The 11,619-nt window shown below is 69.6% G+C and carries 10 protein-coding genes; 1 reads left to right on the forward strand and 9 read right to left on the reverse strand.

Translation table 11 applies throughout. From position 1 onward, the window contains the following. Positions 1-5: 5 nt before the first annotated feature. The 5 genes from rapZ to uvrA form a co-directional block, all read right to left on the reverse strand. Positions 6-881, reverse strand: a complete 876-nt coding sequence (gene rapZ / locus ACSC1Q_RS18390) for an RNase adapter RapZ (RefSeq protein WP_350967939.1) — start codon at positions 879-881, stop codon at positions 6-8. Continuing rightward, positions 878-2,854 (reverse strand): excinuclease ABC subunit UvrC, encoded by a 1,977-nt coding sequence (gene uvrC / locus ACSC1Q_RS18395; protein ID WP_436759949.1) that lies wholly within the window; start codon positions 2,852-2,854, stop codon positions 878-880. The genes rapZ and uvrC overlap by 4 nt, the downstream gene beginning before the upstream one ends. Positions 2,855-3,180: 326 nt before the next feature. Further along, complete coding sequence (locus ACSC1Q_RS18400) at positions 3,181-3,654, reverse strand: Rieske (2Fe-2S) protein (RefSeq protein ID WP_436759920.1); 474 nt, start codon at positions 3,652-3,654, stop codon at positions 3,181-3,183. Positions 3,655-3,887: 233 nt separating this feature from the next. Beyond that, positions 3,888-4,310: a Rieske (2Fe-2S) protein gene (locus ACSC1Q_RS18405; protein ID WP_436759921.1), complete on the reverse strand. Its 423-nt coding sequence runs from the start codon at positions 4,308-4,310 to the stop codon at positions 3,888-3,890. A gap of 89 nt (positions 4,311-4,399) precedes the next feature. Continuing rightward, complete coding sequence (gene uvrA, locus ACSC1Q_RS18410; protein ID WP_436759922.1) at positions 4,400-7,240, reverse strand: excinuclease ABC subunit UvrA; 2,841 nt, start codon at positions 7,238-7,240, stop codon at positions 4,400-4,402. A 268-nt stretch (positions 7,241-7,508) separates the two neighbouring features. Between uvrA and ACSC1Q_RS18415 the strand changes: the two genes are divergently transcribed. Beyond that, positions 7,509-8,150: an MBL fold metallo-hydrolase gene (locus tag ACSC1Q_RS18415; RefSeq protein ID WP_436759923.1), complete on the forward strand. Its 642-nt coding sequence runs from the start codon at positions 7,509-7,511 to the stop codon at positions 8,148-8,150. Between the two features lie 181 nt (positions 8,151-8,331). On the opposite strand, the gene ACSC1Q_RS18420 is transcribed toward ACSC1Q_RS18415, so the two are convergent. The 4 genes from ACSC1Q_RS18420 to ACSC1Q_RS18435 form a co-directional block, all read right to left on the reverse strand. Further along, complete coding sequence (locus ACSC1Q_RS18420; RefSeq protein WP_344749577.1) at positions 8,332-8,601, reverse strand: hypothetical protein; 270 nt, start codon at positions 8,599-8,601, stop codon at positions 8,332-8,334. Between the two features lie 142 nt (positions 8,602-8,743). Continuing rightward, a complete protein-coding gene (gene pssA, locus ACSC1Q_RS18425; protein ID WP_362685651.1) occupies positions 8,744-9,577 on the reverse strand; it encodes a CDP-diacylglycerol--serine O-phosphatidyltransferase in 834 nt (277 codons plus the stop codon). Next, entirely contained in the window at positions 9,564-10,211 is a 648-nt protein-coding gene (locus ACSC1Q_RS18430; RefSeq protein ID WP_436759924.1) for a phosphatidylserine decarboxylase, read from the reverse strand. The genes pssA and ACSC1Q_RS18430 overlap by 14 nt, the downstream gene beginning before the upstream one ends. 127 nt (positions 10,212-10,338) lie before the next feature. After that, positions 10,339-11,328, reverse strand: a complete 990-nt coding sequence (locus tag ACSC1Q_RS18435; protein WP_436759925.1) for a TerC family protein — start codon at positions 11,326-11,328, stop codon at positions 10,339-10,341. Between the last annotated feature and the right edge of the window lie 291 nt (positions 11,329-11,619).

The raw sequence follows: 11,619 nt of genomic DNA on the forward strand, positions 1-11,619 counted from the left end.
CTCAATCACTCCCGGCCCACATCCCGATGGCTCACCTGCACCTCCATGCCACCCCTATCGCGGAGCCGGCCACCGATCTGCTCGGCCATGGCGACGCTGCGATGCTTGCCGCCGGTGCAGCCGACGGCGAGCGTGGCGTAGCTCTTGCCCTCGCGGGTGTAGCCGGAGGCGATGATGGCGAACACCTCCTCGTAGGCGTCGAGGAGTTCCTTCGCACCCGCTTGGTTGAGAACGTACTCCCGTACGGGGGCGTCCAGTCCGTTCATGGGGCGAAGTTCGGGGACCCAGTGGGGATTGGGCAGGAACCGGCAGTCGACGACGAGGTCAGCGTCGACGGGCAGGCCGTACTTGTAGCCGAAGGAGACGACGTTGACCCGCAGGCCGGGGCGGTCCTCGCCACCGAAGAAGGCGACGATCTTCCCGCGGAGCTCGTGGACGTTGAGGTTGGAGGTGTCGATCACCAGATCGGCGTTGGCCCTGACCTCGCGCAGGATGCCGCGCTCGCGGGCGATCCCGTCGACCAGGCGGCCGTCGCTCTGCAGCGGGTGCGGGCGGCGGACGTTCTCGAACCTGCGGACCAGCTCCTCGTCGCTCGCCTCCAGGAACACCACGCGCACGGCGACGCCGCGCCCCTCCAGCTCCTCGATCGCGCTGTTGAGGTCGCTGGTGAAGGCCAGGCTGCGCACGTCGACCACCGCGGCCACCTTGTCGGCGGCCAGCTTGACCCGGCCCGCCTCCTCGGCCATGGCGAACAGCAGCCCCGGCGGCAGGTTGTCGATGACGAACCACCCCAGGTCCTCCAGGGCCTTGGCGGCGGTGCTCCGCCCCGCCCCCGACATTCCGGTGACGAGAACGAACGCGGGCTCTCTTTCGTCGCTCATGGGTTCTGCCCCTTCAAGGCCGACACGATCGTCTCGGCCGTCGAGGGGCCGATCCCGGGAACCTCGCAGATCTGTGCCGCGGTCGCCTCCCGCAGCCGCTTCACCGATCCGAAATGCTTGATCAACGCCTGCCTGCGAGCCGGGCCGAGACCGGGGACCTCGTCCAGAGCGCTTTCCTTGACGCTCTTCGACCGTTTGGATCGATGGTAGGTGATGGCGAAGCGGTGGGCCTCGTCGCGCACCCGCTGGAGAAGGTAAAGGGCCTCGCTGGAGCGGGCGAGGATCACCGGCAGGTCCTCGCCGGGCAGCCAGACCTCCTCCAGCCGCTTGGCCAGGCCGCACACCGCCACGTCGTCCACGCCCAGCTCGTCGAGCGCCCTGCGGGCCGCCGCGGCCTGCGCGGGACCGCCGTCGACGACGACCAGGTTGGGCGGGTAGGCGAACTTGCGCGGCTTACCGGTCTCCGGGTCGATGCCCGGCGTCCGCAGATCCTCGCCGGGTCCTCCGGCAGCCTCTCCCGCTGGATCGCCCGGCCCGGCCGGATCCGTCTCGGGGGCCGCGTCGAGCTCCCCGACGGCGGAGCGCTCCTCCAGATAACGCTTGAACCGGCGGGAGATCACCTCGTGGATCGAGGCGACGTCACCCTCGGTGGAGCGCACGGAGAACCTGCGGTACTCGCTCTTGCGGGCCAGGCCGTCCTCGAACACCACCATGGAGGCCACCACGTCGGTGCCCTGGATGTGGGAGACGTCGTAGCACTCGATGCGCAGTGGCACCTGGTCGAGGTCGAGGGCGTCGGCGACCTCCTGCAGCGCCCTGCTCCGCGCGGTCAGGTCGCTGGCCCGCCTCAGCTTGTGCTGCTTCAGGGACTCGACGGCGTTGCGCTCGACGGTCTCCATCAGCGACCTCTTGTCGCCGCGCTGGGGGACCCTGATCTCCACCCGTGCCCCGCGGTGCTCGCCGAGCAGCTCGGTGACCGCCTCGGCGTCGGGGGGCAGGACGGGCACCAGCACCTCCCTGGGCAGCGCCTCCGCGGCCGCGTCGCCGTACATCTGCAGGAGGAACTGCTCGACCAGCTCGCCCGGCGCGACCTCCTCGACCTTGTCGACCACCCAGCCGCGCTGGCCCCTGATCCGCCCGCTGCGGACGTAGAACACCTGGACGGCGGCCTCCAGCGGATCCTCCGCCAGGGCGATCACGTCGCAGTCGGTGTTGTCGCCGAGGACCACGGCCTGCTTCTCCATCGCCCTCTGCAGCGCCTGGACGTCGTCGCGCAGCCTGGCGGCCCGCTCGTACTCCTGCGCGACGGCGGCCTCGCGCATCTCGCGCTCCAGCCGCTTGACGAACCGGCCGGTGTTGCCCGCCATGAACTCGCAGAAGTCGTCGGCCAGCGCCCGGTGCTCCTCGGTGGTGACCCGGCTCACACAGGGGGCGGAGCACTTGTCGATGTAGCCCAGCAGGCAGGGGCGGCCGATCTGCGCGGCCCGCTTGAACACCCCGCCCGAGCAGCTCCTGATCGGGAAGACCCGCAGCAGCAGGTCGACGGTCTCCCTGATCGCCCAGGCGTGGGAGTAGGGGCCGAAGTAGCGGGTGCCCTTGCGCTTGGCGCCGCGCAGCACCTGGACCCGGGGGAACTCCTCCCCCATGGTGACCGCGAGGTAGGGGTAGGACTTGTCGTCGCGGTATTTGACGTTGAACCGGGGGTCGTACTCCTTGATCCAGGAGTATTCGAGCTGGAGCGCCTCGACCTCGGTGCCGACGACCGTCCAGTCGACGCCCACGGCCGTCGTGAGCATGGTCTGGGTGCGCGGGTGCAGGCCCGCGAAGTCGGCGAAGTAGGAGTTGAGCCGCTGGCGCAGGCTCTTCGCCTTGCCGACGTAGATGACCCGGCCCTCGGCGTCCTTGAACCGGTAGACGCCCGGGGACTCGGGGATGGACCCCGGCTTCGGCCGGAAACTCGCCGGACCACCCACAGATCTCGCCACACGGAAAGCCTATCGGCCCCGACCGACAGGTTTCCTTACAGATTTCCCGGTGCCCTGCCCGCCCGGCCGTCCTCCCGGCCTTCCGGCCCGGCTCTTCTCACGGCTTTCCGGTCCGGCCCCCTCGGGCCCTCACCACACCGGTCCCGCGAGGAGGGCCGGGCCGGGACACACCGGCCCGCCTTCGCTCGGGACCGGGTCACGGCCTCACGCGACGGTCGTCGCCCCGCGAGGTGACCCGGGCCGTACGGGGGCCGCCGCACGGCACCCGGCCTCCCGCCGGGACGCTCCTCCCGGCGGCGGGCCCGCGGCCGGGTTCAGGCGAGGACGATGGAGTCGCCGTCCACCTTGATCGACTTCTCCTCCAGGGGCTCGGTGGCCGGGCCGTTCGCCACGGAGCCGTCGGTGATCTTGAACTTGCTGCCGTGACACGGGCAGTCGATGGTGCCGTCCGCGATCTTGTCGACGTCGCACCCCTGGTGGGTGCAGACGGAGCTGAACGCCTTGAACTCGCCGGCGGCCGGCTGGACGACCACGATCTTCTCGTCCTTGAAGACCTTGCCGCCCCCCTCGGGGATGTCCGCGGTCTTGGCCAGGGCCTTCGCCCCGGAGTCGCCCCCCTCGGCGCCCGCGGTCGTCTCGGCCGCCTCCGGCGCCTGCGAGGAGGCGGTCGAGGACGTGTCCCCGCCATCCGAGGCGGGCTCCCCGTACCCCGCGCACGCGGTCAGCACCGCGGCCATCCCGGCCCCGCCCGCGCTCAATATCACCGTACGACGCGTCGTCTCAGTCATGAATATCCTCCAGGATCATCATCTTCAGGTACGGCTGGCACCCCGATGACGGTTCAGCATGCCGTACGTCATGTCAGGAGACTGTGAAGAATTACCACCTCGGCCCTCTTTCCGGGCCATCCGGAGAATCCCCCTGGAAACCCTCGCCACGGGCTTCGAGCCCGGCGAGGCCGCGCCTCCCCCGAGCCTCCCCCGAGGAGCCGGAGAACCGGAGAAGGAAGCGGGGCGAACCGTCAGACCATGACGATCCCGTCGCCCTCGACCCTCAGCGCGTACCGGACCAGCGGCGCCTCCGCCGGTCCCTTGAGGCACTTGCCGGAGTCTGCGGCGAACTCGCTGCCGTGGCAGGGGCAGCGGATGACGCCGTCCCCGACCCTCCCGACCGCGCATCCCCGGTGCGGGCAGCTCGCCGAGAACGCCCGGAACACCCCCGAGGACGGCTGGGTGATCACGACCTTCCACTTGGTGATCACCTTGCCGCCGCCCACCGGGATGTCGGCGGTGCGCGCGATGACCTTTCCCTTGATCCCCGGCGGCACGACGGCGGCGGACTCCCCGCCGCCGCACCCGGCCAGCGCCGCCCCGCACGCCACGGCCCCCGCGGCGGCGATCACCCGCCTGCGCGCGGGCCCGGCGGAGATCTCCTGCGTGCTCATCTCGGCCCTTCTCGCGACGTCGTCCCAGCTCGGAACCGGGCTGCCGCGTCAAGGGTATTGACGGGGCAGCCCGGTCCCGAACCCGGCCTTCAGCTGCCGAGGATCTTGCGCAGGAAGCGGCCGGTGTGGCTCTCGTCGACCAGGGCGACCTCCTCGGGCGTGCCGACGGCGAGCACGCTGCCGCCCCGGGAGCCGCCCTCGGGGCCCATGTCGATCAGCCAGTCGGCGGTCTTGATCACGTCGAGGTTGTGCTCGATGACGATGACCGTGTTGCCCCCGTCGACGAGCTTGCCCAGGACACCCAGCAGCCTGCGGATGTCCTCGAAGTGCAGGCCGGTGGTGGGCTCGTCGAGCACGTAGATCGTCCGGCCGGTGGAGCGGCGCTGCAGCTCGGAGGCGAGCTTGACGCGCTGGGCCTCGCCGCCGGACAGGGTCGTGGCGGGCTGGCCGAGCCTGACGTAGCCCAGGCCGACGTCGTTCAGCGTCTTCAGGTAGCGCTTGATCGCCGGGATCGAGTCGAAGAAGTCGAGAGCCTCCTCGATCGGCATGTCGAGCACCTCGGAGATCGTCTTGCCCTTGTAGTGGACCTCCAGGGTCTCCCGGTTGTAGCGCGCCCCGTGGCAGACCTCGCAGGGCACGTAGACGTCGGGCAGGAAGTTCATCTCGATCTTGAGGGTGCCGTCTCCCGAGCAGGCCTCGCACCGGCCGCCCTTGACGTTGAAGCTGAACCGGCCCTTCTGGTAACCCCGGACCTTGGCCTCGGTGGTCTGCGCGAACAGGTCGCGGACCTTGTCGAAGACGCCGGTGTAGGTCGCCGGGTTGGACCGGGGCGTGCGGCCGATCGCCGACTGGTCGACGTGCACGACCTTGTCGACCAGGTCCATCCCGTTGACCCGCGCGTGGCGGCCAGGGACGGTGCGCGCGCCGTTCAGCTCCTTGGCCAGCGCGTTGTAGAGGATGTCGTTGACCAGGGTGGACTTGCCCGACCCCGAGACCCCGGTGACCGCGGTGAGCAGCCCCAGCGGGAACTCCACGTCGACGCCCTTGAGGTTGTGCTCGCGGGCGCCCTTCACGGTGATCTGCCGCTTCCTGTCGCGCTTGCGGCGGGCGGCGGGGATCGCGATCGTCTTGCGGCCGGACAGGTAGGCGCCGGTCATCGAGTCTTCCGAGGCGAGCAGGTCGGCCACGGTGCCGGAGACGACGACCTGGCCGCCGTGCTCGCCCGCCCCCGGGCCGATGTCGACCACCCAGTCGGCGGCGGCGATGGTGTCCTCGTCGTGCTCGACCACGATGAGCGTGTTGCCCATGTCGCGCAGCCTGATCAGGGTCTCCAGCAGCCGCTGGTTGTCACGCTGGTGCAGGCCGATGGAGGGCTCGTCCAGCACGTACAGCACCCCGACCAGGCCCGAGCCGATCTGGGTGGCGAGCCGGATGCGCTGCGCCTCGCCACCGGCGAGGGTGCCGGAGGCCCGGTCCATGGTCAGGTAGTCGAGACCCACGTCGAGCAGGAAGCCCATCCGGGCGTTGATCTCCTTGACCACCCGCTCGGCGATCTGCATGTCGCGCTCGGACAGCTTCAGCCCCGCCAGGAACGCCGCGCAGTCGCCGATCGACATCGACGAGACCTCGGCGATCGAGCGGTCGTCGACCGTGACGGCGAGCGAGACCGGCTTGAGCCTCGCCCCCTCGCAGGCCGGGCACGGGATCTCCCGCATGTAGCCTTCGTACTTCTCGCGCATGCCGTCGCTGTCGGACTCGCCGTGGCGGCGCTGCACCCAGGGGATGACCCCCTCGAAGGTGGTGTAGTAGGAGCGCTGGCGGCCGTAGCGGTTGCTGTAGCGGACGTGGACCTGCTCGTCGTGGCCGTACAGCAGGGCCTTCTGCGCCTTCTTGGGGAGCCGCTCCCACGGGGTGTCGAGACCGAACCCCATGGTCAGGCCGAGCGCCTCGACCAGGCGTACGAAGTAATCGCTGGTGTGGCCGCCGGCCCACGGGGACAGGGCGCCCTCGCCCAGCGGCCGCTCCGGGTCGGGCACGACCAGGTCGGGGTCGACCTCCATCCGGACGCCCAGGCCCGTGCACTCCGGGCAGGCGCCGAAGGGCGAGTTGAACGAGAACGAGCGGGGCTCCAGCTCCTCGAACGACAGGTCGTCGTAGGGGCAGTGGAGGTGCTCCGAGTAGAAGCGCTCGCGGTTGGGGTCGTCCTCGGGCAGGTCGACGAACTCCAGGGTGATCGTCCCGCCCGACAGGCCCAGGGCGGTCTCCACCGAGCCGGTGAGGCGGCTGCTCGCGCCCTCCTTCACGGCCAGGCGGTCGACGATCACCTCGATGTCGTGCTTCTCCTGCTTCTTCAAGGTCGGCGGCTCGTCCAGCCTGACCACGGTGCCGTCGACGCGGGCGCGGGCGAAGCCCTTCGCCTGGAGCTGGCTGAACAACTCGGCGTACTCGCCCTTGCGGCCGCGGACCACCGGGGCGAGCACCTGGAAGCGGGTGCCCTCCTCCAGCTCCATCACCCGGTCGACGATCTGCTCGGGGCTCTGCCTGGCGATCGCCCGCCCGCACTGCGGGCAGTGCGGCTTGCCGATCCGCGCCCAGAGCAGCCGCAGGTAGTCGTACACCTCGGTGATCGTGCCGACGGTGGAGCGGGGGTTGCGGCTCGTCGACTTCTGGTCGATCGACACCGCGGGCGAGAGCCCCTCGATGAAGTCGACGTCGGGCTTGTCCATCTGCCCGAGGAACTGCCGCGCGTACGCCGACAGCGATTCGACGTACCGGCGCTGACCTTCGGCGAAGATCGTGTCGAAGGCCAGGCTGGACTTGCCAGAGCCGGACAGTCCGGTGAAGACGATCAGAGCGTCTCGCGGCAGCTCCAGCGAGACGTCCTTGAGGTTGTGTTCACGTGCACCACGCACGATGAGGCGGTCAGCCACAGCAGTCCCGACGTCGTTGGTAGAGGGTTGGAAGTAGTCGCGGGAAGACTAGCGAGAGGGGCCGACAATTTTCCGGACCTGCGTCCGGGGTCGTTTTCCCGCCCTCTCCAGGGTACGGCCTCGGCCCAGACCTGGCAGGTGACCCACGGTTTCAACGATGTGAACACCCCCCTTATGCCCCGGCCCGCCCGCCGGGCGGAATGATGAGGAGGACGAGGGCGGGGCGCGCACCGCCTCACCCTCCCGCGACCCCGTCCGAGGAGAATCCGTGACGTACACCGGTGATGTTCAGGTCGGCGGCCCCGCCGACCTCCGCGAGCTGCCCGCCCTGACGATCGCCAAGCTGGCCGTCGGCCCGTTCGACAACAACGCCTACCTGATCCGGTGCACCCAGACCGGCGACGGCGCGCTCGTCGACGCGGCCGCCGAGCCCGACCGGCTGCTCGAACTCATCGGCGACCAGCCGATCAGCAAGATCGTCACCACCCACCGGCACGGCGACCACTGGCAGGCCCTGGAGGAGGTCGCCAGGGCGACCGGCGCCTCGGTGATCGCCCACCCGCTCGACGCGGGGGCGCTGCCGGTGCCGGTGGACCTGGAGGTCGAGGACGGCGACGGGATCACCGTCGGCGTGGTCGGCCTGGAGGTGATCCACCTGCGCGGGCACACCCCCGGCTCGATCGCCCTGCATCACCCGGGCCACCTGTTCACCGGCGACTCGCTCTTCCCCGGCGGCGTCGGCAACACCAACAAGGATCCCGAGCGGTTCGCCCAGCTCTTCGCCGACGTGTCGGAGCGGATCTTCGACCGGCTGCCGGACGACACCTGGGTCTACCCGGGCCACGGCAAGGACACCACGCTCGGCGCCGAGCGCCCCTCGCTGCCCGAGTGGCGCGAGCGCGGCTGGTGACACCCCGCCCGGGCGGCGGGGAGCCTGTCGCCCGGGCGGCACGTGTGCGGCCTCTGGCGGGAAGGCCGGGCTGGACAGGTGGCACGGCCTCTGGCGGGAAGACCTGGCGGCCGGGTGGCGGGGCCTCTGCCGGGAAGACCTGGCTGGACAGGTGGCACGGTCTCCGGCGGGAGGGCGGGTGTCAGCCGCCGAAGACCCGCAGGATCCGGTCCGCGGCCTTGGCCGGATCCTCCACCCGCTCGACCAGGTCGCCCCAGGACCAGCGGTAGAACCAGCCCTCGGCCAGCGGGACGCAGTCTAGGGTCTCGTTGAACATCGCCGCCTCGGGATCGCTGACCCGCAGCGCCGGCGGGCTCCGCCTGAGCGTCACGCTCATGCCCCTCAGCTCCAGCTCGCGGGCAAGGATGCCGAGGAAATAGGTACGGGTGTGCTCATGAGGCTCAGCTGCCATGAGGCAATTGAACGCAGCCACGCCGGACATGGGAAGCGTGCCGGGGCATTCAGGGACGAGAACGGATCCGGGCATGGCGTGTCCGCGACCATCCGCCATGCCCTGGGAGAAACCGGTGCGAACGCGCCGCGGGCGGTCGGACTCAGCCGACCCCGGCGGACGCCTTGCGCTGCTCCTTGCGCTTCTCCCGCTTGAACATCAGGACCCGCAGCGGGATGGCCGCCACGATCGTCATCTGCATGACCGCCCCGACCTTGATCAGCGTGTCGCCACCGGCCAGGCCGGCGACCCAGATGGTGAGGCAGGCGACGTTGATCATCATCCAGGCGAGCACGGCGGCCGCCAGGTTGCCCTTGGGCTTGGGGTACTCGATCCGGCTCACCATGAGGTACGCCACCCCGAAGACGGGCAGGATCGTCCAGATCGACGGGGGGAACAGCAGCACGATCGAGACCACGGTCATCGCGCCCATCGGGATGGGCAGCCCCATGAAGTCGCCGCTCTTGGTCTTCACGCAGGCGAAGCGCGCGAGCCGGACGACCCCGGCCAGCAGCACCGACGACGCCGCGGCCATCACCAGCAGGAAGGGGATCTGCTGGTTGAACCCCGCCCAGATGACCACCATGAAGGCGGGCGCGAAGCCGAAGCTGATCACGTCGGCGAGGTTGTCCAGCTCGGCGCCCATGGCCGAGGCACGGAACTTGCGGGCCACCAGGCCGTCGAACAGGTCGCAGGTGGCGCCGATCAGCAGGAGAACCACCGCGGTGCCGAAGAAGCGAGGGTCGGCCGCGAAGGGCTTGTCCTGCTGCAGCGCGCTGATGGCCGACCAGGCGAGCACGCAGACCGCGAGGAAGCCGCAGAGGGCGTTGCCGAGGGAGAGGGAGTCGGCGGCCGACAGGCGGAACGCCTTGCCCACGGGCCCTCGTGGCTCGTCGTCCGTCTCGTCCATCGGCCAGCTCGCGTCAGCCGTGGTCAAGACCCGTCACCCCCGCGACCGTCTTCTGGCCCACGGAGACGGCCGGGGCGATCCCCTCGGGAAGGTAGACGTCGACCCGCGAGCCGAGCCTGATCAGCCCGATCCGCTCGGCCCTGGCGACCTTCGCCCCCTCGGCCACGTAGGGCACGATGCGGCGCGCGACCGCCCCGGCGATCTGGACGAGCTCGATGTCGCCGAGCGCGGTGTCCAGGTGCCAGACGACCCGCTCGTTGGTGTCGCTGTCCTTGTTGAACGCGGGCAGGTAACCGCCGGACACGTGCTCCATCGAGGTGACCGTACCGGCGATCGGCGCCCGGTTGACGTGCACGTCGAGCGGGCTCATGAAGATCGCGACCCGGGTGCGGCCGTCCGGCCACGGGTCGATGCTCTGCACCACGCCGTCCGCGGGCGACAGGATCCGCCCGGTGCCCGGGGTGCGATCCGGGTCGCGGAAGAACCAGAGCATCCCGCCGGTGAGCGCGGTCAGCGGGACCGCCGCCAGCGCCCAGCGCCGGTCACGACGGCTGAGCAGGGAGGTCGCGGCGGCGGCGGCCACGGTCGGGAGCAACCACGGGGAGACGCCACGTGCCAGGCCCAGCGGGCCTGGCCTGTGGCTTGCTGAATCGTGGGACACAGGGAACCTTTGTGATGTCTTGCGGCATTAGACCGGTATGTCTACCCGCTCTGGGGCAGGATGTTACCCATCTCTTAGCCCTTATAAGGCGCAATGAGACAAGCAAAGCGCCTCACACGCCGATTCGCTAGCCCTGCTCGACACTCGCCGGGGTGGTGTTTTCCTTGCCCGCGCGGTTGTCACGCCGAACCTTGATCAGGCTGACCACGGTGGTGACGATCATCGTGACGACGATGACCGACAACGACAACCAGATGGGCACCGCGGGGGCCCAGGAGACACCGCTGGAGTGCAGAGCCTCAAGGATCAGCTTAACCCCGATGAAACCGAGGATGAACGCAAGACCGAAGCTGAGGTAGACCAGCTTCTGGAGCAGGCCGCCCAGCAGGAAGTACAGCTGGCGCAGACCCATCAGGGCGAACGCGTTCGCGGTGAAGACGATGAAGGCGTCGGTGGTCAGGCCGAAGATCGCCGGAATCGAGTCGAGCGCGAACAGCAGGTCGGTGGTGCCGATGGCGATCATGACGATCAGCAGCGGGGTGACCAGGCGCTTGCCGTCGACCTTTACAATGATCTTGGAGCCCACGTAGTCGTCGGTGTGCGGCAGCACCCGCCGCGCCCAGCGCAGCACCGCGTTCTCCTCAAGGTGCTCCTCCTTGCCGAACTGGCGGACGAGCTGGACGGCCGTGTAGATGAGGAACAGGCCGAAGACGTAGAACAGCCAGCCGAAGTTGGCGAGGGCCGCGGCGCCGATCGCGATGAAGATGCCGCGCATGACCAGCGCCATCAGGATGCCGATCAGCAGCACCTTGTGCTGGTGCACCTTCGGCACCGCGAAGCGGGTCATGATGATGTAGAAGACGAAGAGGTTGTCGATACTCAGGCTGTACTCGGTGAGATAACCGGCGATGAACTGGCCCGCGGGGGTGGGGCCCGCGATGACCCACAGCCCGATGCCGAAGAGCACGGCGAGGGTGACGTAGAAGCCGACCCAGAACCCGGCCTGCTTGAGGGAGAACTCTCGAGCCTCGCCTCGATCGACGATCCAAAGGTCGAATGCGAGGACGACCAGGAGTCCGCCGATGACGGCGAACCATACCCAGACAGGAACATTCACAACTGATAAACCTCCGGCGGCGCGCACGACAGACTGCCGGAGGTCTCTCCCGCCCGCGTGAAACCAGGTCGACGTGAAGCGGGTCGACGATGCGGACCGACAGCCCCGGGGGCCTCGTGGAGCGAGGCAACACCGTGATGACGAGACTGCCGCGAAGGGATACTCCCCCCCTAACCACGCCAGTATAGGCGTCCGGCATGGCGGCGCCTAATCCAACATCGCGGCGCCCCGCTTGTTCCCCCGGGTCCGGGAATCGCCCGCCACCGGCCCCTTCACGCCCTCCAGGCCCCA

The sequence above is a fragment of the Streptosporangium heterodermiicola genome (genome assembly GCF_051390675.1).
Lineage (GTDB): Bacteria > Actinomycetota > Actinomycetes > Streptosporangiales > Streptosporangiaceae > Streptosporangium.